The sequence below is a fragment of the Nosocomiicoccus sp. HMSC067E10 genome (assembly GCF_001810835.1).
GTDB lineage: Bacteria > Bacillota > Bacilli > Staphylococcales > Salinicoccaceae > Nosocomiicoccus > Nosocomiicoccus ampullae_A.
In genome coordinates this window covers 21,991-44,307 of the sequence record NZ_KV802761.1, presented here as the reverse complement: position 1 = coordinate 44,307, position 22,317 = coordinate 21,991, and the positions used below count along the sequence as shown (strand labels likewise).

Below are 22,317 nucleotides of genomic sequence, written 5' to 3'. Positions count from 1 at the left end.
CGTTACTCCTCTTTTGCTCCGATCACTCTATTCGGATGGCTATAAATATTGAATCCACCACGTCTAATAAAACCGACTGCCGTTATATTTAAATCTTCAGCAAGGCGAAGCGCCAAGTCTGTTGGTGCAGATTTAGATAATACGATACCGACTCCGATTTTAGACACTTTCGTTAATACTTCAGAAGACATTCTTCCACTAAAAATAATCACTTTGTCGTGAACGGTAATACCGTTTTTTAAGCAATAGCCGTAAAGTTTATCGAGTGCGTTATGTCGACCGATATCTCCACGTTGTACGATGATTCCGTCAGGTGAAGCAATACTCGCGTTATGAATACCGCCAGTTTCTTTAAAGACGTCAGACGTATTTTGCATCGTCTCCATAAGGTCAACAATCTGCTCTGGTGTCACTTTCGTTTTAGACATCGATACTTTTGACATCTCCATATCACTTTGGAAATAAAACTGTCGACTTTTGCCACAACATGACCCGAGGACGCGTTTTGTAAAGCTGAACACATCAATCGGAATTTCACGTGTCGTTTCAATGTGACAAAAACCACCACGGTCGTCGATATTCATTGTTTTAATATCGTTAAACGAACGAATTACTCCTTCAGAAGCTAAAAAACCGATGACTAATTCTTCGAGATGGTCTGGTGTACAAACGAGCGTTGCAAACTCTGTGTCATTGATGTAAATCGTTAATGGAAACTCTGTAGCGACCTTGTCAGTTAGTGTTTCAAAAGCATTATTTTTATATTTTATAATCGTTTCATTTGAAATGATATCCAATTTAATTAACCCCTAAAAAAATATATTATAAACCCTTACTTACAGTTATATAATCATTATTATACTTGATTGACAACTTTGTGAAAAGAAGTAAGGGGGAAACACAATGTCAACAACAAAAAATCGCTGGCTCATAGCACTGGCCGGTGTAGCTTTACATATTTCTATCGGGTCTGTTTATGCGTGGAGTGTATTTACTCAACCATTATAAGACAAAATTGGTTGGACGTTAAGTGAAGTATCGCTAATTTTTAGTATCGCGATATTTTTCTTAGGAACATCTGCAGCATTTATGGGTCACTTTGTTGAAGCGAGAGGACCAAGAGCATCAGGTTTAATCTCAACGATATTCTTCGCATCTGGTTTAATCGTTTCTGGGTTTGCCGTACAGATTGAAAGTCTTTGGTTACTATATCTTGGTTACGGTGTCCTCGGTGGTATTGGACTCGGTATCGGGTACATTACACCAGTTTCAACTTTAGTTAAATGGTTCCCAGATCGCCGTGGAATGGCGACAGGTCTTGCAATTATGGGATTCGGATTTGCAGCGATGATCGCAAGTCCAGTAATGGGGTACTTAATCGATTCAGTTGGAATCGCAAACACGTTTTACATAATGGGTGCGACATACTTCGTAATTATGCTTTCAGCGAGTCTCTATATCGAAAGACCCCCTGAAGGTTACCACCCATCAGGTGTTCCATTAGAAGAACAACCAGAGCAAAAGAAAGACTATGTTCAACTTGTTGCGAACGAAGCGATTAAAACACGTCGATTCTATTTCTTATGGTTAATGTTATTCATAAATATTACGTGTGGAATCGCGATATTAGCAGTTGCAAGTCCAATGGGACAAGAAGTTGCAGGTTTATCTGTAAAGAGTGCGGCACTGATGGTAGGAATTATGGGAGTATTTAACGGTGCAGGACGCTTAGTTTGGGCAAGTATCTCAGACTATATCGGTCGACCAAATGTGTATACTGTATACTTCATCATTCAAATCGTCGTATTTGCGTTACTACCGTTTACAACAAACGGCGTACTATTCATGATTATGTTATTCATCATGATTTCTTGTTACGGTGGAGGATTCTCAGCAATTCCAGCGTATATTGCTGACTTATTCGGTACTAAACAACTCGGTGCAATCCACGGATATATTTTAACAGCGTGGGCACTTGCAGGTTTAGTTGGACCGTTTATCGTTGCAAAAGTTTACGAAGCAACACAAAGTTACGACATGACATTATACATTTTCGTTGCGATGTTTGTCGTTGCGTTAATCATTTCGATTCTCATCCGCTCAGATATTGCTAAAATTAAAAGAGAATCAGAGTTAAACAACTAAACAAGCGAATCAGTTTAGACGAATTAAATCATTCATCATTCCTACCCTATATTGTGTATAATATAGGGTAGAAATATTTTGAGGGGGAAATATAATGGGCAAAACATTACATCCAGGTCCAATTAATAAGACAAAACGCTGGGACCCCAAATTATGGGTAAGTCCAATTCCATTTGGATTAACTAAAGTTAAACCACATCATATGAGAGATACAGCAAAAATCGTATGGAAAAATAGAGATAACTTAAACTACGCCAAAAACATCATTTTAAAAGGTGTATGTGACGGGTGTGCATTAGGTGTGTCTGGTCTTCAAGACCAAACGTTAAACGGTCCACATATGTGTACGACACGTTTTAACGTATTACGTTTAAATACTGCACCACCAATTGACCCAGAGTTTTTACACCAAGATATCGATGAGTTACGCAAATACTCAAGTCGTGAGCTCCGTGAAAAAGGAAGAATTCCTTATCCGATGATCCGCCGTAAAGGCGAGCGTCGTTTTACACGTATTTCTTGGGATGAGGCAATGGAACAAATTTCAGATAAAATGCGTGAATTAGATCCGAAACAATACGCGTTTTACTTAACGAGTCGTGGGATTACAAACGAATCGTACTATGTAGCAGCTAAAATAGCGCGTTTCTTAGGTACAAACCATATCGACAACGCCTCACGTATTTGTCACTCACCATCTAAATCAGCGCTAATGCGCTCAATTGGTGTTGGTGCCTCAACTTGTAACTATCAAGACTGGCTAGGTACAGATGTACTAGTATTCTGGGGATCTGTTGCATCTAACGCATCACCAGTATCAACGAAGTACATGATGGAAGCAAAAAAACGTGGTACGAAAATTATCGTAATTAACCCGTACCGTGAACCAGCACTCGAAAACTACTGGGTACCATCAGTTGCTGAATCTGCATTATTCGGAACGAAAATTGCAGATGAATTCTACGAAGTAAATATCGGTGGAGATATTGCTTTAATGCACGGTATCATGAAGCATTGGTTTGATATGGAGGAAGCACGTGAAGGTGCTGCAATTAACCATGAATTTATTAAAGACCATGTAAATAACTACGAAGACTTAGTAGAAAACGTGAAATCTCAAGACTGGGATGAAATTGTTAAGTCTTCAGGTGTTTCTAAGAGCGATATTATCGAACTTTCTGAAACACTTGCGCACGCAAAAACAGGTGTTATGGTCTGGGCGCTCGGTTTAACGATGCACTCACACGCAACAGATAACATCTCACAAGTTGCGAACATCGCGTTATTACGTGGATGGTTAGGTAAAAAACATTGCGGATTAATGCCACTACGTGGACACTCAAGTGTACAAGGTTCAGGAGAAATGGGTGCAGATCCATTCTCACTTCCTGGTGGAGGATTTGACGATAAAAACGTCGAAAGAATCGAGAAGTTATGGGGCTTTGACTTACCAAACTGGCCTGGAGATACAGTCGGTGTAACGATTGAAAACGCAATGTTAGACGAAGACAACGAAAGAAAACTAAAACTATACTATATGTCAGGTGGTAACTTCTTAGAGACGATGCCAAACCCTGACTTTGTAGAACAAGCTTTAGCTAACTTAGATATTCGTGTGCACCAAGATATTATTTTAAATACGTCTACACTCGTCGATGCAAAAGAAGCAGTCATCGTATTACCAGCGAAAACTCGTTACGAGCAAGACGGCGGTGGTTTATCGACATCTACAGAGCGTATGGTTTACTTCTCCCCTGAAATTGAAGGAAACCGTAATAGAATCGAAGAAGCACGTAGTGAGTGGCAGATCTATGTCGATCTCGCTAAACGTGTGAAACCTGAAGATAGTCATTTAATCGACTTTAAATCAGGACAAGAGATTCGTAACGAAATCGCAAAAGGTAACCCTGCATATGATGGGGTACAGTACTTAACTAAAGCAGGAGACGTTTACCAATATGGTGGTGCTTGGTTATGTGAAGGTGGCGTATGTCCAACTCCAGACGGTCGTGCGAACTTAATTACGATGGAGATTCCAAAGAGTAATGAAAAAGCTGGAGAGTATAAACTCTTAATGCGCCGTGGTGCACAGTTTAACTCAATGGTTTACGGTGACTTAGATAACTTTAACCACATGGGTCGTCACGATGTACTGATTAACCCACAAGACGCTAAGCGTCAAGCGATTGAAGACGGAGAAGCAATCGTACTTTACAATGAAAATGGAGTATTCCAAGGACATGCGAGATATGCAGATATCCGTGAAGGTAACGTAGGTACGTTATTCCCAGAAGGAAACTTCTTAGCACAAATCGGTGTATACGAGAGCTTCGTTGAAATGCCGGATTATAACGCAAACGTTAAAGTAGAAAAAGCAGACTTCTTCAATGCAAATAAAGACAGACAATATTTAGAAAAACCAGTACCGGATTTAGAAGATAATCCGAACTAATTTACAAATACCTGAGGTTTTACACCTCAGGTATATTTTTATATATTGAATATTCAGAAAATTCATTTACTTTTAAGTTTGGATGGTCCATAATCAAATCATTAATTAATTTTGAGGTGAGTAAAGTGACTTTTGATCCAATTGTAGCAACAGTTTTAATTCTTTTAATTCTCACCATTGGCGAATTGATTTCGATTGTGACTCATGCGAGAGTGCCAATGCTGATGACAGCGATGATTTTATATTTGCTACTCGTATGGTCTGGATTGTTCCCAGAAAATATGACAGAGCAAACGTTAATACCTTCGCTCGGGATGGTATTAATACCGGCACTTATCGTACATATGGGAACACTAATGAGTTATGATATTTTAAAGAAACAATGGCGTGCAGTCGTCATTGCATTATTTGGATTAGTAGGTGCTGTAGTGCTCGTACTTACTATCGGAACACTTGCGTTTGATTTTTCAGTAGCAGCGAGTGGTATCGGTCCTATTTCTGGAGGAGTAATTGCACTACTCATTACGACAGAGCGTCTACAAGAACTTGGGTTAACGAGCTTAATCGTCGTTCCTGTCATGATTGCTGCATTCCAAACACCAGTTGGTATGCCAATCACGACTTATTTTATGAGAAAGTACAGTCGTTACTTCTTAAAACATAAAACAGATGCGGAAAAGCAACAAGATTTAGAAAATAAGGAACGTTACGAGCATGCAAGGTTTAATATTCTAAAAAACAACTTAGTTTTACTAACAATTATTTTTGGATTCGGTGCAGTAGCTACACTATTAGCTAAATATACTCCGATTCACTATACGTTATATTCGTTACTATTCGGTATTATTTTAGTTAACCTTCGTATTTTACCAAAAGCAGCATTAGAAAAAGCGAACTCATTCTCATTTTTAATGGCAGCGTTAATGATCGTCATTATTAATACGATGGGAGGTATTACACCAAAAGACGTCGTCAATCACTTCCCAGCAGTCGTTGTAATTTTAGCAGTCGGTGTCATCGGCCTCTTACTCGGTGGATTCATCGGTTCAAAACTCGTCGGATGGCATCATACGAAAGGGATACCAGTCGCTTTAACAGCATTACTTGGTTTCCCAGCGGACTACATTCTTTGTGAAGAGGTATCGAGAAGTGAAGCGAGTAACGACCAAGATGAAGAAGCATTATTCGATGAACTCGTATCGCCGATGTTAATCGGTGGATTTGTGACAGTAACTATCGCATCAGCAGTAATCGCAAGCTTTGTGATGGGATTAATTTAGGGGGATTAGAATGAGTAAATTATTAGTTAAAAATGTAAATCTTATCAATGGATCGGACGAAGACGTATTAGAAAATACAAGTGTCCTAGTTGAAGATGGTAAGTTTGTAGAAGTGAATCCAAAATCAGTCGATGATTCTGTCGAAGTACTAGATGGTGAAGGAAGATATTTAGTACCAGGCTTTATTGATTCACACGTCCATCTCGCGACAGAATTTCAGCCACTTGCTGAAAAACTTGCACAACCATTTTCTTATAACTTTTTTAAATCGATTGAATACGCGCGAAATACAATTAACGCAGGTATTACAACAGTACGTGATGCGTATGGTGCAGATTTAGGATTTAAAAAAGCGGTTGAAGACGAACTCGTCGTCGGTCCGAGAATGGTAATTTCGGTATCTGCATTATCTATTACTGGCGGTCACGGTGATTCAACGAACTATTCTGGTATTGATGTACCACTTATTACACCACATCCAGGACTACCATCGAATATCGCAGATGGCGTTGAAGAAGTACGTAAAAAAACACGTGAAATATTACGTGCAGGCGCAGACGTTATTAAAGTTATGGCTACAGGTGGTGTTTCTACGCCGACAGATCATCCGAGATTTACACAATATTCTCAAGAAGAACTGAATGTCATCGTCGAAGAAGCACGCTATAGAAATGGCGTTAAAGTCATGGCACATGCTCAAGGTGAAGAAGGTATTCAGCAATGTTTAGATGCGGGTATCCACTCAATTGAGCACGGGATTTATTTAACGGATAAAATTATTGATCAAATGAAAGAGCAAGGGACATTTTTAGTGCCGACATTGCTCGCACCAGTGTCTGTGATTGAATTTGCAGAAGAACTTGGGGTGAGCGAAGTTGGATTAAAGAAATCAAAAGAAGTATTAGATGCACATGTAGAGAGTTTTAAGAAGGCGCATAAAAGTGGTGTGAAAATCGCAATGGGTACAGATGCAGGTGTGTTTAAACACGGGACGAACTTAAGAGAGTTAGAACTAATGGTCGAGCATGGAATGACACCGATGGAAGCAATTATCGCGTCTACAAAGACAGCTGCAGAATGCTTAGAACTCGATAACGTCGGTCAAATTGCACCTGGATTTTTAGCAGACTTCGTATTATTAAAAGAGAACCCACTAGAAAATATCGGAAGTCTAAAAGACAATGACAACATACTCGTCGTTGCGAAAGAAGGAAAAGTTTAAAAAGATATACGATAAAAAATAATCCGAAGTACGATCTGTACTTCGGATTTTAATTAGTCATAAATTGTAAATTCTTCTGGTAACTCATGTCTTGTTGAGTAAAGGATTGTTTCTGAGATGTTTCTAGAGTTATAACCGATACGCTCAAGTAATGCGATCAGTTCAGCATAGACAGCACCAGATTCAGGTGAGCACGTACCATCGTTAAGGCGTGACACGTGGTCTTGACGTAATTTATGTTCGATTTTATTCGATTGATTACTTAGTTGAATGATTCTTTCAAGTCCTGAAGGATTGTAAATATCTATAGAATCCACCGTCATATCAAGTGAACGTTTGACGTGTTTCATCATTGTCTCAAGACCTTCGAAAGCAGCATCTGAGATTTTGATGCGATCTTCTTCTTTTATTTTATACTCGTTAGCAAAGTCTTCGATGAATTTAGCTGTATTCGTGTAAATACGTGTAACTTCAAGTAGTGCAGCGATATTTTCACTATCGATATTACGCTGGTTTTGAAGTTCAAGTATATCCATTAAGTACTTTCGGATACTCTCTTGTACATTATCTACGAGTTGAACTTTTTCGATAATTTTTCGATATCGTTTATCGGTCGGGTTTTCAACGTATTTAAACAAATCTTTAAACGTATCAGAAATAATTAACCCTAGGTTTTTCACTTCACTCTGTGCACTTTGTGTTGCAAGTTGAGGTGATTGTCTAAGTAAAATAGGGTCTAAGAAATTTGGTTTATAATCTTCTACGAGATCTTTACCAGGTACAATTTTAGTTACAATCCAAGCAAGTACACCGATGAATGGTAATTGAATTAACGTGTTAATTACGTTGTATGAACCGTGTGCAAATGCGATTGTCATTGGCTTATTTAAGTTTAATGCAGACTGTAAGAAATCTACATACATGACGAATAAAGGCATTAATATCATAAAGATAATCGCACCGATAACGTTAAAGATAACGTGTACGGCAGCCGCACGTTTAGCTGCGAGAGATCCAACAAGTGCTGCAAGTATTGCTGTAATTGTCGTACCAATATTATCTCCTAGTAATATTGGTAGAGCAGCATTTAAGTCAACGAGGTCATTTAAATAAAAGTTTTGTAAAATCGCGATCGTCGCACTCGAACTTTGTACGATGACTGTTAATATAACCCCTACACCTAGACCTAAGAAGCTGTTATCACTCATTTCTAACATTAAGTTACGAAATGCCTCTAAGTCTGCGAGAGGTTTCACACCCTCTCCCATGAGTTCAAGTCCGAAGAATAACGCACCGAAACCAAATAATATACGTCCAAGATTATTAATTGATGTTTTGTTAAAGAAAAATAGTAGAAAGCTTCCGACAGCAAGTACTGGTAGTGCGTACTCACCAATATCTAAACCGATAATAAACGCTGTGACGGTCGTACCGATGTTTGCACCCATTATGACACCAATTGCTTGTTTTAATGTCATAAAGCCTGCAGATACGAGACCGATTGTAATTACAGTCGTCCCCGAACTACTCTGTATGAGTATCGTAACGAGCATCCCTGCTAAAATTCCACGTATTGGTGTTGCTGTCATACGGTTTAATATTTCACGTAAACGGTCACCAGCAGCTGCTTGTAAACCGTCTCCCATTGATTTTATCCCATATAAAAATATCCCGAGTCCCCCGAGGAACGAGAAGATAATTTGCATTGGAGTAGCATCCATAATTAATCCTCCGATAAGTCATTAAGATTTATAGCCCTTAAATTATGTATATAAGTATTATAATACCATTTTTCATTGCAAAATAATAAAATTTTATGAACATATGGTAAAATATATTATCAATAAAAAGCAAGAGGTTAAATTATGAGATGGAGTAACGTTATTCGAGGGTTCTTTATGGGTATTACAGAAATGTTGCCAGGTATTAGTAGTGGTACGTTAATGTTATTACTCGGAATATATGATCAAACACTCGTAGCAATAAACGAATTATTTACAAAACGATATAAGAAGTCATTAATGTTTTTAATCCCACTTTTCATTGGGATGGGAATTGCGATCGTGACGATGTCATCACTGATAAACTACATGTTAAATACGCACCCTATAATTACCCACTTTTTCTTTTTAGGACTAGTAATTGGTGTCATACCAATGATGTTTAAATTAGGTAATTATAAAGTGGAGTTTAAAACAGTACATTATTCTATTATCGTAGTAGTGACAGCATTACTATTTTTAATGGATTATTTTGTATTAGAAAAGTCAGATGTAACGTCAGTTGAAATGAGCACGACGATGTTAATGTGGCTGTTTATATGTGGTTTTTTAGGAGCGAGTGCTTTAATATTACCTGGGTTATCTGGGTCAGTGATACTACTTATGCTCGGTGCGTATCCGATACTCATGTATTCGATATCTGAATTTTTATCATTTAACTTTACAGTAACACCGGTATTAGTGGCTGTTGGGCTCGGTATTATCGCGGGAGTATTACTAACGAGCCGAGTGCTACATTATTTACTACGCGTTTATCCGTATTTAATGTACGCACTTATAATCGGATTGTTAGCTGGCTCAGTCTTCCCGATATTTAATGGTCTCCCGAGTCGTCCAACAGAGTGGGTAATTTCACTTATAGCGTTTGTACTTGGGTTATTTATCAGCTACTATATGTCGATAAAAAACAACTCAGACACTATTTAAGTAAAGTAAATTAAAAGAATTCGATAAAAGTGAGTCAGTGCGAGTACAATGTTAATTACAGCAAGTATATTCGTCAGTTTTTTACTGCCGAGGAGTATATAAATAACACTTAACGCGCCGGAAACGACGAGTAAAATAATTCGGATACTTAACCAGTCGATTAATTCATCAGCTGAGTAGTTTGCGTATATATCGAATGCACTCCATGCATTAAATAATATAAAAATTAAAAGTAGTAATTGTTTCATAATTTCATCACCTTCATTAGAAATTATAGCAAAATTTTTAAACGAATGATTGGAGCACATATTATGTATAAAAAATTAAATGTGAACGAAAACGACTATAACACGTTTATTGAGACACATAAAAATGGCGACTTACTTCAGTTAACCGATTGGGCGGAATCTAAAAAGTTAACAGGTTGGTACTATAAGCGTATCGCTATTGGAAACGATGAAAAAATTGTAGGTGCAGCGACGTTACAATTTAAAAAAATTCCAAAAACAAAGTTTACGCTCTGCTACATATCGAGGGGATTTGTCGTCGATTATACCGATGAAGCGGCTGTAAAGACGTTATTATCCGAAACGATAGACGTCGCATTAAAAGAAAATAGTTACGTCATTAAAATCGATCCAGACATTCCTGAAGATGAAAAGGATACATTAAAACTCTTAAAGTCCCTCGGATTTAGACACCACGGATTTTTAGATGGTATGAGTAAAGACGCGATTCAACCACGTCAAACGATGGTGACAGACGTTTCGGTCGACGACAAAGCACTACTTCAAAGTTTCGATAGAAATAACCGTACGAGAGTCCGACGTGCGTTACGCATGGGGACAGTTGTAAAACGTGCATCTCGTGAAGATTTAAAAACGTTTCACGAACTGATGAAAATCACCGGCGAACGAGACGGCTTTTTAACACGCGACATTACGTATTTTGAATCGATGTACGATGCACTCCACGACAACGGGCATATGGAACTGTTTTTAGTCGAACTAAATCCTAAAAACGTAAAAGAAAATATTGAAAAAGACATTTTAAAAGTTAATAAAGATATTAAAAAAGCGGATAAAATCGCCGACGAGACGAAAAAACAAAACCAGTTAGATAATTTAAACAACCGTTTAAGCAAATTAAATACGCAACTTGAAGAAATAAAAGAGATTAAATCGACAGAAGTATTATCTGGTGCATTATACGCGCAATGTGGTGAAAAATCATATTACTTATACGGCGCGTCATCTAACGATTACCGTGACTTTTTACCGAACCATCATATGCAGTTTCATATGATGCAATATGCAAGAGCACACGGCGCAAAAAGTTATGACTTTGGAGGGACGAGTGTTTCACCGCCAGAAGACTCAGAGTATTTTGGGCTATGGCAATTTAAAAGTCAGTGGGGGACAGAAGTATCTAATAAGATCGGTGAATTTGATTACGTATTAAACCGACCATTGTATCACTTACTCAATACAGCCGTACCGCTGTATCAAAAATCTAAAATGTTTTTAAATAAAATTAGAAAATAGTGGTATATTGAATACAAGTATTCTTAAAGAGGGATCAACTGTGTTTGAATATCAACGTTTATATTGGAATCATTTACGCGGCGAACACCTTAAAGTCGTGTTAAACATCGTACTTTACGTCATTTTCTCAAGTATCGTTTCAATAATTGGAATTGGATTAGGATTCGCTGTAATCGGGGGTACAATATTTAGCTGGACAAGTGCACAAAGTGGACCAGGAGCACTCGGTATTATAGGAATCATATTAGCAGTACTATATTTATTTGCATTAGTAATATTTGTCTTATTACTATTAGGATACGGATATTACAATTACTTCTTCTTAGCATATGAAGAAAAAGAATCAAAATTTAATCATGGATTATTCGCCTTTAAAAAAGGACGTTACTTAAAGTCATTAGGACTTGTCATCATCATTTCTATCATTGCTTTCGCAACGAACTTTGCACTTAGTTTTGTTACTTTACCGTTAAATTTAGCATTAGATCCAGAGATAATGATTAGTGGAGATGTTTCGGCTAGCTTCACACCTACCTTAATCATCCTTTCAATCATCGGAATGGTTGTTTCAATTTTTGTTGGATTTATGATTGAGGGTGTGACGTTAAGCATCTGGTTTAGACATTTAGAAGCACCAATGTCAACTCTAGGAGATAAGCTTGCGACTGGAATTAACGTCGTATTTAAAAACTTTAAGCAGTTTTTAAAACTAGTGTTTTCAGTTTTCTTAATCGGCCTGCTACTAACGATTGTCATCGGTGTAATAATCATTAGTGGTGTGGCAATTGGCATGGCACTAAATAATGATATCGCGATGTTCTTTATAGTACCGATTATCATCATAGTTTCGATCGTTATCGGCTTGCTTGGTACTTATCTCATTTACGGAAGTTATGTCACGTTTTATAAAGAAAACCGCGCAAGATTAAACTTAGACGATGAAATTGAATATATTGAAGCATAAAAATAAGCCGTTCTACTTTATAGGTAGAACGGCTTAAATATTGCTAAATATGCTATAAATCCAATAGAGACGAGAGAAATTGTCATTAACGTTAGAGAGAAATAGTTATTTAACTCGTCGTCAGAATTACTTGAACTCGTATTAAAAGCTTTTACGCTTATATAGAGAGAAAGTAACGCGACTATAGACCAAGAATATATAGTGAAGAAAATAACACCTTTATTTAAAATGATGTTCACAAAAAATATCGCTTGAATCATAGTAAGTAACATCAATATAACTCGAGTCATAATAGAGGTCCTCTTAAACTACGAATAAATACACGACTAAAGCGATCGCCATCGCTACTGTAAAGGCGTGTATTAAATATAAGTGTCGGTTATCATGTCTCACTTTAAATGCTGTAATTTCTACAGAAAAAATAATAGAGATTGCGAGTAATAACATCATATAATCATCAATGCCTTGGACAGGTAATATGTTAGAAACCAACATACTTAAAAATCCGAGTCCAGACAACAGTCTTATGACAATTAAAAATTTCGCACGTAATCCATATATTGTGACAAACGCCACGAGTAAATAACTAATTAACATCATTATTGTTAAAAATGTCATGCAACTTGACCTCTTTTTCTATAATACTGGTAAATGAAGAACGTCGATAATAACACGAGAAGTGCACCAAACACAAACGGTACACCGTAGTGAATTAAGAATAGTATGTTGAAAAATATCGGTCCGACAATACGCCCGAGACTATCGAGAGAATACGTTGTAGCTGTCATTTTACCAACTTCATGATGTCTTGCTTCTTTCGTAATTTGAGATGTCATTAACGTACGAACGAGTGCATTACCTGACATTAATAAGACGATACAAATTCCCGCGTAAAATAACCCCGTCATAAACGGCAACATAATAAATGCAATTAATGCCATCGCTTGACCGATGATCATCGCACCATATTCTTGGCCATCTTTTAACTTACGAATCACGCCACCTTGAATGATCGCGTTAAAAATTCCACCGATAAAGAACAGGACACCCATCTCTCCTGGTGTGATATCAATTTTTTCTTTACCGAGTAGTTGGAATGTACTCTCCATACCACTCATCATAAACATGACGACAAACGTCGTAACGAGAAGTATACCAACAGGTTGAATAAAATATTCCTTTTGGACAGTGATCCCACGCTCAATATCTGTATTCGAACGATATGTTTCTTGTATTTTCAACACCGAAAAGATAAGCGCAATAAAAATAATAATTGCAGTCATAAAAAATGGTGCTGAGACAGAAACAGATGCAAGTAGACCACCGATACCAGGGCCGAATACGAATCCGATACCCATTGCCATACCGATAAGTCCCATGTATTTAGTACGTGTTTCAATAGATGTAATATCTGCGACCATTGAAGTTGTCGCAACATATAATGCACCTGACGCCATACCTGCAATGAAACGGCTGATGTAAAGGATCGCGAGACTATTTGAGAATATCGCAAATACTAAAAAACTTAACATAAAGACAAATAGTCCGCCGATTAATAACGGTCTTCTACCGATACGGTCAGATAACGTTCCAAAAAACGGTGCAGATATAAAACTTGCAATCGAATAAATTGCGATAATGAAACCTAAGTGCAGAGTGCTCACACCAAATACGACGACTAACTCCGGCATAACAGGAATAATCATACTAAACCCAAAATAAATTAAAAACTGGATGAGCATAATAAATAAAATCTTCTCTTTTAAATTCTCTGTCATCGTTAACATCAACTGCCTTTTTTAATTTTATCTTTTATCTCTTTGATCTCACGTTCAAGAGACTCTAACTGCTTCAGCATCTTATCTGGAGCTTGTCCAGTGGATTCAATTTTTTCTAAATCACCCTGGATTCGGATGTAATCATATTTTAAAGTTTCTAAATGTTGTTTTAAATCCATGCTCTCACCTCTAATTATGTAGTTATAGTTAATGATAGCACAAAAGCGCTTTACAGCTCTATGTAAAAAAAGCAGGGAATCACTCCCTGCTGTTAAACGTTTATAAATTAGTCATCGCTTTCTACGAAATCTCCTGTATAAGCATCGACTTTAACATCGACGTTATTACCGTTGTCTTGAACGATTTCGATTTCATAATATAAATTACCGTCGTCAAAGTCGGTAGACCATTCTGTTACTTTACCGTTCACATTATCTTTTGCAGTTTGAATCGCATCTTCAACTTTAACTAAGTCGCTATAATTAAAATACTTATTATCGTTTTCATCGTCTTCTGCTTCAGTTTCTTCTTTTACTACTGATAAATCATTGACGTCTAAACTCACTTCATATTCTTCAGTATCACTTTCGAGCTCTATTTTATAGACATATTGGTTATTTTCTTTCGATACGCCAATGTCAGTTAATTGTCCATCAAAACGAGATTTTGCTTCTTCGATCGCATCTTCAATGGACTTACTAAAGCTCGCCATATCGAGTTCATCGCCTTCGTTTGATGAAGCATTATTTGAATTTTCATTTAATGAGTTGTCGTTTTCAGAGTCGTTGTTTTCAGATTTGTTATCGCTTGTTGACTCTGTTGTTTCAGTTTGTTTTGATTCGCTTTGGTTAGTTGTTTCTTCATTATTATCGTTGCCACATGCTGCAAGTGTTAGTGACGCTGCGATTAATAATGATGTGATTTTAAATTTAGTGTTCATTAGGCATTCCTCCTATGACTAACTATTGCCACAGTATTGAACATATAAACATAATTCATATTAAACTTATTGCATTGTGCGTCTTTTAACGATAAAATTTATAAATAATTTAATTTCTACTATAAATAGAATAGAGAGAGTATAAGATGAAACGATATTTTCAATTTGATGAGTTAGGTACAAATTACCGTCGTGAAACTATTGGTGGGATCACTACATTTCTTTCGATGGCATATGTTTTAGCAGTTAACCCTGCAATGCTTAGTCTTGCAGGAGTTGAGGGTATTCCAGATGATATGCGTATGGATATTAACGCAGTATTTGTTGCGACGTGTCTCGCGGCATTTATCGGAACGTTTATTATGGGTGTTTGGGCGAGATATCCAATCGCTTTAGCTCCTGGGATGGGGTTAAACGCATTTTTCGCGTTCTCTGTTGTACTTGGAATGGGAATCCCATGGCAAACAGCGCTATCTGGTGTACTCGTATCCGGTGTACTATTTTTAATACTGACAGCATCTGGTGTTAGAGAGTACGTAATCAATGCGATACCGATGGAAATGAAGATGGCCGTTAGTGCCGGGATTGGTTTTTTCATCGCGTTCGTTGGATTTAAAGGTGCCGGGTTCATCGTTGCAGATGAAAACACGCTCGTACATATTGGTAACATTCATGATGCACACGTTATCCTTACAATATTTGGATTAGTGCTTTCAGTCATATTAATGGCGCGTAAAGTCCCAGGAGCAATTTTTATCGGAATGATTATTACCGCGATCGTCGGACTCGTGTTTAACTTATTACCGATGCCTGAAGCGGTCGTGAGTAAAGTGCCGAGCATTGCACCAACGTTCGGTGCAGCATTTGAAGGATTTTTAAATCCGTCTGAGCTTTTTAATGTACAGTTTTTAGTCGTCGTATTAACATTTTTATTTGTTGATTTCTTTGACACGGCGGGTACATTAGTTGGAATCGCGTCACAAGCGAATTTAATTAAAGATAATAAAATACCACGTGCAAGTCGTGCACTTGCTGCAGACTCATTCGCAACAATTTCAGGAGCGATTCTAGGTACGTCAACGACGACGTCTTATGTCGAATCGACAGCAGGAGTTGCAGCTGGTGCGAGAACTGGATTTGCAAGTATCGTATCGTCACTACTATTTTTACTCGCGATATTCTTTAGCCCATTAATTGTCGTGTTCACATCTGAAGTGACTGCACCTGCACTTATAATAGTAGGCGCATTAATGGCATCGAACTTAAGCAAAGTAGAGTGGACGCGTTTCGAAGTGGCAGTACCAGCGTTTCTAACAGTAATAATGATGCCACTCACTTATAGTGTCGCAACAGGAATCGCGATTGGTTTTATCTTTTATCCTATTACAATGTTAGTTGCTGGAAGAAAGAAAGATATCCACCCGATCATGTATGTATTAGCAGTTATATTTATTCTCTATTTTATATTTATATTAAGATAAGATATGCTTGATAAAAAGAGTGAAAAAATCTCGGATAACCCTTGATTTCTTCACTCTTTTAATGTATTATATATAGCGTTGGACTCAAAAAGTGACAGAAAAACTGTCAAGAACATTGCGAAACCCTTGATAAATAAGGGTTTTCTTGTTAAATCGATGAAGCGAGAGGTTACTGACACACCCGGCCCCATTGTCATGGCGGGTGCGTGAGAAAATTTTCGTGGAGAAGTCTATCAATAATGATGACGACCGAGGAGGTTAAAATAATGGCAAAACAAAAAATTCGTATTCGTTTAAAAGCGTATGAGCACAGAGTGCTTGATCAATCAGCGGAGAAAATCGTTGAAGCAGCAAAACGCTCTGGCGCGGAAGTTTCTGGGCCAATCCCACTTCCAACAGAGAAAACTGTTTACACAATCTTACGTGCGGTTCATAAGTACAAAGATTCACGTGAGCAGTTTGAACAACGTACGCACAAACGTCTTATCGACATTTTAAACCCTACACCAAAAACGGTAGATGCTTTAATGAGCTTAAACTTACCATCTGGTGTGGACATCGAAATTAAACTATAAATTAATATCAGGAGGTGCGACTTTCGATGACCAAAGGAATCTTAGGTAAAAAAGTAGGAATGACTCAAATCTTCGGAGAGAACGGAGAGCTAATTCCAGTAACAGTTATTGAAGCGGCAGGTAACGTTGTCCTTCAAAAGAAAACAGAAGAAGTAGACGGATATAATGCAGTACAAATTGGTTTTGATGACAAGCAAGACTATAAACCAACTAGACGTACTAACAAATACGCAACTAAGCCTGAAATGGGCCACGTTAAAGCTTCAGGTGCAAACCCTAAGCGCTTCGTACGCGAATTCCGCAACCTAAACGTAGATGAATTCGACGTAGGTCAAGAAGTCAACGTAGATACATTTGAAGCTGGAGACATCGTAGATGTTACAGGAACTTCTAAAGGTAAAGGTTTCCAAGGTAACATTAAACGACACAACCAAGCTAAAGGACCATCAAGTCACGGTTCGCGTTACCACAGACGCCCAGGTTCAATGGGTATGGTTGACCCATCACACGTTCTAAAAGGTAAAAACTTACCAGGACAAATGGGTGGCGAAAGAGTAACGCTTCAAAACTTAGAAGTAGTTATGGTTGACAACGAGCGCGGCGTAATTTTAGTAAAAGGTAACGTACCTGGACCTAAAAAAGGTTACGTACAAATTTCATCAGCAATTAAAGGTGACAACTAATATAGAAAGGAGGATATACAATGGCAAACGTAGATGTATTATCTATTGATGGTTCAAAAGTAAAAACAATCGAATTAAACGAAGAAGTTTTCGGAATTGAACCAAACCAACATGCATTATTCGAAGCAGTAACGCTTCAACGTGCATCATTAAGACAAGGTAATCACAAAGTTAAAAACCGTGGAGAAGTTCGCGGTGGTGGTAGAAAACCATTCAGACAAAAAGGAACAGGTAACGCACGTCAAGGTTCGATTCGTGAACCACACATGAGAGGCGGGGGCGTAGTATTCGGTCCAACTCCTAGAAATCACGGATTCAAAATGCCAAGAAAAGTTAGACGCTTAGCGTTACGTTCTGCATTATCAGTAAAAGTAAACGAAGAAGCATTAACAGTTGTAGATGCATTCACATTCGATGCACCTAAAACAAAAGAATTAGTTAAAGCTTTAGATAACTTAGATGCAGGTAGAAAGACACTCATCGTATTAGGTGAACAAGATGACAACGTTCTAAAATCAGGACGTAACGTCCCTGGAGTTACAGTTATCACTGCTTCAGGCCTAAACGTATTAGATATCCTTTCTGCAGATCGTGTAATTTTCACGGAAGATGCAATTACTAAAGCAGGGGAGGTACTTCTGTAATGGAAGCTAGAGACGTTATTAAACGCCCAGTAATCACTGAGCGTTCAGCAGATTTAATGTCAGAGAACAAATACACGTTTGACGTAGATGTTAGAGCAACTAAAACACAAGTTAAACGTGCTGTTGAAGAAATCTTTGATGTAAAAGTTGAGAAAGTTAACATTATGAACGTAAAGCCTAAGAAAAAGCGTATGGGACGTTATCAAGGCTATACGAACAGAAGAAGAAAAGCGATTGTAAAATTAAGTGAAGGTTCTATTGAATTCTTCTAAAAATATTCGAAAGTTACCAATAAGGAGGTAAACAGTTAAATGGCGATTAAACATTATAAACCAACAACAAATGGTCGTCGTAATATGACGAGTCTGGATTATAAAGATTTAACTAAAACTAAACCAGAACGTTCATTATTAGAGCCACTTCCGAAAAAAGCTGGCCGTAACGCACAAGGAAAAATTACTGTACGTCATAAAGGTGGCGGACATAAACGTCAATACAGAGTCATTGACTTTAAACGTAACAAAGATGGAGTACCAGGACGTATCAAAACAATCGAATACGATCCAAACCGTTCAGCAAACATTGCACTTGTTCAATACTTAGATGGTGAAAAGAGATATATCCTTGCACCTAAAGGAATTGAAGTTGGACAAGAAATCATGAGTGGTAAAGATGCGGATATCAAATTAGGTAACGCATTAGAGTTAGGCGATATGCCTGTTGGTACAACTATCCACAACATCGAACTTAAACCAGGTAAAGGTGGGCAAATCGCTCGTTCTGCTGGTACATCAGCACAATTACTTGGTAAAGAAGGTAAATACGCAATCGTTCGTTTAAGCTCAGGCGAAATGCGCATGATCTTACTTACATGCCGTGCAACAGTCGGTTCTGTAGGAAACGAACAACATGAACTTGTAAACGTAGGTAAAGCTGGTCGTTCTAGATGGGCTGGTAAGAGACCTACAGTTCGTGGTTCTGCGATGAACCCTAACGATCACCCACACGGTGGTGGTGAAGGTAGAACTGGAATCGGTATGCCGTCTCCACTTTCTCCATGGGGTAAAAAGACTCTTGGTAAGAAAACTCGTAGAAACAAGAAGAAGTCTACTAAGTTAATCATTAGAAAACGTAAAAAATAATCAACATCATTAAATCGTGTGCGGTTTTCGCCGCACTGATTTCTTGAAGGGAGGCGCCAAAATGGCACGTAGTATTAAAAAAGGACCTTTTGTAGATGATCATTTAATGAAAAAGGTAGAAAACCTTAACGAATCAAATAAAAAGACTGTAATTAAAACTTGGTCACGTCGTTCAACAATCTTCCCACAATTCATCGGGCACACGATTGCTGTATATGACGGCCGTAAACACGTACCAGTTTATATTACTGAAGATATGGTTGGTCACAAACTCGGAGAGTTTGCTCCAACAAGAACTTTCAAAGGACACGGCGGTAAAGACGCTGTAACTCGATAACACCTAAAGGAGGAAATATACATGCAAGCGAAAGCAACAGCTAGAACAGTGCGTATCGCTCCACGTAAAGTACGTTTAGTGGTTGATCTCGTAAGAGGTAAAGAAGTTGGCGAAGCAGTCGCACTATTAAAGCTTACTAATAAAAGAGCTGCTGAAGTAGTAGAGAAGCTCATTTTATCAGCAGCGGCAAACGCTGAACATAACTACGACATGGATGTTGATAACCTAATCGTTTCTGAAATTTATGCAAACGAAGGTCCAACGCTTAAACGTTTCCGTCCACGTGCACAAGGACGTGCAACTGGAATCAACAAACGTACGAGCCACATCACTGTTGTACTTACTGAAAAAGAAGAAGCAGTAGAAGAACAGGCTGAAGAAGCGAACTAATAAGAGGAGGGAATTACTTTGGGTCAAAAGATTAATCCAACGGGATTACGTATTGGTGTAATCAAAGATTGGGAAGCAAAATGGTACGCAGAGAACGACTTTGCTGACTTATTACACGAAGACTTAAAAATCCGTAAATACATTGATGAAAACCTTAAAGATGCAGCAGTATCACAAGTTATCATTGAACGTGCTGCAAATAGAGTAAACATTGCACTACACACTGGTAAACCAGGTATGGTTATCGGTAAAGGTGGTAGTGAGATCGAAAAATTACGTGAAGCACTTGTGAAATTAACAGGTAAACGTGTGCACATTAACGTTATCGAAGTTAAAAATATCGATTTAGATGCGAAATTAGTAGCAGAAAACATCGCACGTCAACTTGAAAACCGTGTGTCATTCCGTAGAGCTCAAAAACAAGCGATTCAAAGAACGATGAGAGCAGGAGCTAAAGGTATTAAAACTTCTGTTGCAGGTCGTTTAGGTGGAGCGGACATCGCACGTGCAGAAGGGTACAGTGAAGGAACAGTACCACTACACACACTTCGTGCAGACATTGACTACGCACACGAAGAGGCAGACACTACTTACGGTAAGTTAGGTGTTAAAGTGTGGATTTACCGCGGTGAAGTTTTACCAGCAGTAAAGAACGAGAATAACTAAGAGAGGAGTACAAGAAGAATGTTATTACCAAAGAGAGTAAAATACCGTCGTCAACACCGTCCAAATTCTAAAGGGCGTTCAAAAGGCGGTAATGAAGTAAACTTCGGCGATTACGGCTTACAAGCTACGACGTCTGCATGGATTACTGCACGTCAAATTGAAGCTGCACGTATCGCTATGACACGTTACATGAAACGTGGCGGTAAAGTATGGATCAACATTTTCCCGCACACGCCAATTACTAAAAAGCCATTAGAAGTTCGAATGGGTTCTGGTAAAGGTGCAGTAGAGCACTGGATCGCAAACGTTAAGCCAGGACGCATCATGTTTGAAGTTGCAGGTGTAGATGAAGAGGTAGCTCGTGAAGCTCTACGTCTTGCAAGTCACAAACTTCCAGTAAAAACAAAATTCGTTGTGAGAGAAGAATTAGGTGGTGATACGAATGAAGGCTAAGGAAATCCGTGAACTTACAAACGAAGAAATCGTAAATAACATTAAAGAACTTAAAGAAGAACTCTTCAACCTACGCTTTCAACTAGCTACTGGTCAGCTAGAAAACACTGCTCGTATCAAGGAAGTTAGAAAAACGATTGCGCGTTTAAAAACGACAGTCCGTGAAAGAGAAATTGAAGAAGCAAAAGCGAATCAATAATTTATAGGAGGTTTATATAATGGCAGAGAAAAATGAACGTAAAGTTTATCAAGGCCGTGTCGTTTCTGATAAGATGGACAAGACAATCACTGTACTTATTGAAACACACAAAAGACACCCAATTATTGGTAAACGCGTAAAATACTCTAAAAAGTACAAAGCTCATGACGAGCACAACCAAGCTAAATTAGGCGATATCGTAAAAATCGAAGCTACTCGCCCATTATCAGCTACTAAACGTTTCCGCTTAGTGGAAATCGTAGAGGAATCAGTAATTATCTAATCGTGTAGATATATAAAGGGAGGTAACCACGCATGATTCAACAAGAATCTCGTATGAAAGTTGCCGACAACTCTGGAGCTCGTGAAGTTTTAACGATCAAAGTACTTGGTGGTACTGGCCGTAAAACAGCGAACATTGGTGATGTTGTTGTTGCAACAGTAAAACATGCAACACCGGGTGGTGTTGTCAAGAAAGGTGACGTAGTTAAAGCAGTCATCGTTCGTACTAAAACAGGTATCCGTCGTGAAGATGGTTCATATATTAAATTTGATGAAAACGCATGTGTCATTATTCGTGACGATAAAAGTCCAAGAGGAACTCGTATATTTGGTCCAGTAGCACGTGAATTACGTGACGGCAACTTTATGAGAATTATCTCATTGGCACCAGAAGTATTATAATTTTAATATTAACTAAGGAGGTGCGATAAG

27 protein-coding genes and 1 pseudogene are annotated in these 22,317 nt (G+C 38.1%); 20 read left to right on the top strand and 8 right to left on the bottom strand.

Annotated features, from left to right (window positions below; all coding sequences use genetic code 11):
- Nucleotides 1-2: 2 nt before the first annotated feature.
- Nucleotides 3-797 (bottom strand): formate dehydrogenase accessory sulfurtransferase FdhD, encoded by a 795-nt coding sequence (gene fdhD, locus HMPREF2767_RS03335; protein WP_083302039.1) that lies wholly within the window; start codon nt 795-797, stop codon nt 3-5.
- 106 nt (nt 798-903) lie between these two features.
- Here fdhD and HMPREF2767_RS03330 point away from each other — a divergent pair.
- The 4 genes and pseudogenes from HMPREF2767_RS03330 (at nt 904) to HMPREF2767_RS03315 (ending at nt 7,099) form a co-directional block, all read left to right on the top strand.
- A pseudogene (locus HMPREF2767_RS03330) lies at nt 904-2,145 on the top strand (OFA family MFS transporter).
- Nucleotides 2,146-2,239: 94 nt separating this feature from the next.
- Nucleotides 2,240-4,597, top strand: coding sequence for an FdhF/YdeP family oxidoreductase (locus tag HMPREF2767_RS03325; protein WP_070622611.1), 2,358 nt, complete (start codon nt 2,240-2,242; stop codon nt 4,595-4,597).
- Between the two features lie 125 nt (nt 4,598-4,722).
- Nucleotides 4,723-5,877 (top strand): hypothetical protein, encoded by a 1,155-nt coding sequence (locus HMPREF2767_RS03320; RefSeq protein ID WP_070622610.1) that lies wholly within the window; start codon nt 4,723-4,725, stop codon nt 5,875-5,877.
- A gap of 10 nt (nt 5,878-5,887) precedes the next feature.
- Complete coding sequence (locus HMPREF2767_RS03315) at nt 5,888-7,099, top strand: metal-dependent hydrolase family protein (RefSeq protein WP_070622609.1); 1,212 nt, start codon at nt 5,888-5,890, stop codon at nt 7,097-7,099.
- 53 nt (nt 7,100-7,152) lie between these two features.
- Here the strand turns inward: HMPREF2767_RS03315 and HMPREF2767_RS03310 are convergent, their stop codons facing one another.
- A complete protein-coding gene (locus HMPREF2767_RS03310; RefSeq protein WP_070457132.1) occupies nt 7,153-8,820 on the bottom strand; it encodes a Na/Pi cotransporter family protein in 1,668 nt (555 codons plus the stop codon).
- A gap of 144 nt (nt 8,821-8,964) precedes the next feature.
- Here HMPREF2767_RS03310 and HMPREF2767_RS03305 point away from each other — a divergent pair, with 144 nt between their 5' ends.
- Nucleotides 8,965-9,807 (top strand): DUF368 domain-containing protein, encoded by an 843-nt coding sequence (locus HMPREF2767_RS03305; protein ID WP_068129185.1) that lies wholly within the window; start codon nt 8,965-8,967, stop codon nt 9,805-9,807.
- On the opposite strand, the gene HMPREF2767_RS03300 is transcribed toward HMPREF2767_RS03305, so the two are convergent.
- Entirely contained in the window at nt 9,804-10,055 is a 252-nt protein-coding gene (locus HMPREF2767_RS03300) for a hypothetical protein (RefSeq protein WP_040929601.1), read from the bottom strand. The genes HMPREF2767_RS03305 and HMPREF2767_RS03300 overlap by 4 nt on opposite strands.
- 63 nt (nt 10,056-10,118) lie before the next feature.
- Between HMPREF2767_RS03300 and HMPREF2767_RS03295 the strand changes: the two genes are divergently transcribed.
- A complete protein-coding gene (locus HMPREF2767_RS03295) occupies nt 10,119-11,351 on the top strand; it encodes a lipid II:glycine glycyltransferase FemX (protein ID WP_070457131.1) in 1,233 nt (410 codons plus the stop codon).
- Between the two features lie 40 nt (nt 11,352-11,391).
- On the top strand, nt 11,392-12,315 hold the full coding sequence (locus tag HMPREF2767_RS03290; protein WP_070622608.1) for a hypothetical protein: 924 nt from the start codon (nt 11,392-11,394) through the stop codon (nt 12,313-12,315).
- A 17-nt stretch (nt 12,316-12,332) separates the two neighbouring features.
- Here the strand turns inward: HMPREF2767_RS03290 and HMPREF2767_RS03285 are convergent, their stop codons facing one another.
- The 5 genes from HMPREF2767_RS03285 to HMPREF2767_RS03270 form a co-directional block, all read right to left on the bottom strand.
- The gene (locus HMPREF2767_RS03285; RefSeq protein WP_070622607.1) at nt 12,333-12,605 is read right to left on the bottom strand and encodes a hypothetical protein; all 273 of its coding nucleotides are present in this window, start codon (nt 12,603-12,605) and stop codon (nt 12,333-12,335) included.
- A 13-nt stretch (nt 12,606-12,618) separates the two neighbouring features.
- A complete protein-coding gene (locus tag HMPREF2767_RS03280; protein WP_070457129.1) occupies nt 12,619-12,933 on the bottom strand; it encodes a hypothetical protein in 315 nt (104 codons plus the stop codon).
- On the bottom strand, nt 12,930-14,093 hold the full coding sequence (locus HMPREF2767_RS03275; protein ID WP_070622680.1) for an MFS transporter: 1,164 nt from the start codon (nt 14,091-14,093) through the stop codon (nt 12,930-12,932). Before HMPREF2767_RS03275 ends, HMPREF2767_RS03280 begins: the two co-directional genes overlap by 4 nt.
- Nucleotides 14,094-14,101: 8 nt before the next feature.
- Nucleotides 14,102-14,272, bottom strand: coding sequence for an SE1832 family protein (locus HMPREF2767_RS08740; protein ID WP_168162117.1), 171 nt, complete (start codon nt 14,270-14,272; stop codon nt 14,102-14,104).
- A gap of 107 nt (nt 14,273-14,379) precedes the next feature.
- Nucleotides 14,380-15,033: a PepSY domain-containing protein gene (locus HMPREF2767_RS03270; RefSeq protein WP_070622606.1), complete on the bottom strand. Its 654-nt coding sequence runs from the start codon at nt 15,031-15,033 to the stop codon at nt 14,380-14,382.
- A 146-nt stretch (nt 15,034-15,179) separates the two neighbouring features.
- On the opposite strand from HMPREF2767_RS03270, the gene HMPREF2767_RS03265 reads away from it, so the two are divergent.
- The 13 genes from HMPREF2767_RS03265 (at nt 15,180) to rplN (ending at nt 22,287) form a co-directional block, all read left to right on the top strand.
- Entirely contained in the window at nt 15,180-16,514 is a 1,335-nt protein-coding gene (locus HMPREF2767_RS03265) for an NCS2 family permease (RefSeq protein ID WP_070622605.1), read from the top strand.
- Nucleotides 16,515-16,780: 266 nt separating this feature from the next.
- Complete coding sequence (rpsJ, locus tag HMPREF2767_RS03260) at nt 16,781-17,089, top strand: 30S ribosomal protein S10 (RefSeq protein ID WP_040929592.1); 309 nt, start codon at nt 16,781-16,783, stop codon at nt 17,087-17,089.
- 26 nt (nt 17,090-17,115) lie between these two features.
- On the top strand, nt 17,116-17,772 hold the full coding sequence (gene rplC, locus HMPREF2767_RS03255) for a 50S ribosomal protein L3 (protein WP_068129202.1): 657 nt from the start codon (nt 17,116-17,118) through the stop codon (nt 17,770-17,772).
- A gap of 20 nt (nt 17,773-17,792) precedes the next feature.
- Nucleotides 17,793-18,416: a 50S ribosomal protein L4 gene (rplD, locus tag HMPREF2767_RS03250; RefSeq protein WP_068129204.1), complete on the top strand. Its 624-nt coding sequence runs from the start codon at nt 17,793-17,795 to the stop codon at nt 18,414-18,416.
- Complete coding sequence (rplW, locus tag HMPREF2767_RS03245; protein ID WP_040929589.1) at nt 18,416-18,688, top strand: 50S ribosomal protein L23; 273 nt, start codon at nt 18,416-18,418, stop codon at nt 18,686-18,688. The genes rplD and rplW overlap by 1 nt, the downstream gene beginning before the upstream one ends.
- A 39-nt stretch (nt 18,689-18,727) precedes the next feature.
- Nucleotides 18,728-19,558, top strand: a complete 831-nt coding sequence (gene rplB / locus HMPREF2767_RS03240; protein ID WP_068129206.1) for a 50S ribosomal protein L2 — start codon at nt 18,728-18,730, stop codon at nt 19,556-19,558.
- Between the two features lie 61 nt (nt 19,559-19,619).
- Nucleotides 19,620-19,895, top strand: a complete 276-nt coding sequence (gene rpsS, locus HMPREF2767_RS03235; RefSeq protein ID WP_040929587.1) for a 30S ribosomal protein S19 — start codon at nt 19,620-19,622, stop codon at nt 19,893-19,895.
- 21 nt (nt 19,896-19,916) lie between these two features.
- Nucleotides 19,917-20,285, top strand: coding sequence for a 50S ribosomal protein L22 (gene rplV / locus HMPREF2767_RS03230; protein ID WP_070457126.1), 369 nt, complete (start codon nt 19,917-19,919; stop codon nt 20,283-20,285).
- A gap of 18 nt (nt 20,286-20,303) precedes the next feature.
- Nucleotides 20,304-20,951: a 30S ribosomal protein S3 gene (gene rpsC, locus HMPREF2767_RS03225; protein WP_040929585.1), complete on the top strand. Its 648-nt coding sequence runs from the start codon at nt 20,304-20,306 to the stop codon at nt 20,949-20,951.
- 18 nt (nt 20,952-20,969) lie between these two features.
- A complete protein-coding gene (gene rplP, locus HMPREF2767_RS03220; RefSeq protein WP_040929584.1) occupies nt 20,970-21,404 on the top strand; it encodes a 50S ribosomal protein L16 in 435 nt (144 codons plus the stop codon).
- Nucleotides 21,394-21,603, top strand: coding sequence for a 50S ribosomal protein L29 (gene rpmC, locus HMPREF2767_RS03215; protein ID WP_068129207.1), 210 nt, complete (start codon nt 21,394-21,396; stop codon nt 21,601-21,603). The genes rplP and rpmC overlap by 11 nt, the downstream gene beginning before the upstream one ends.
- 19 nt (nt 21,604-21,622) lie before the next feature.
- On the top strand, nt 21,623-21,886 hold the full coding sequence (gene rpsQ, locus HMPREF2767_RS03210) for a 30S ribosomal protein S17 (protein ID WP_070457125.1): 264 nt from the start codon (nt 21,623-21,625) through the stop codon (nt 21,884-21,886).
- 32 nt (nt 21,887-21,918) lie between these two features.
- The gene (rplN, locus tag HMPREF2767_RS03205) at nt 21,919-22,287 is read left to right on the top strand and encodes a 50S ribosomal protein L14 (RefSeq protein ID WP_040929581.1); all 369 of its coding nucleotides are present in this window, start codon (nt 21,919-21,921) and stop codon (nt 22,285-22,287) included.
- The last annotated feature ends 30 nt before the right edge of the window (nt 22,288-22,317 follow it).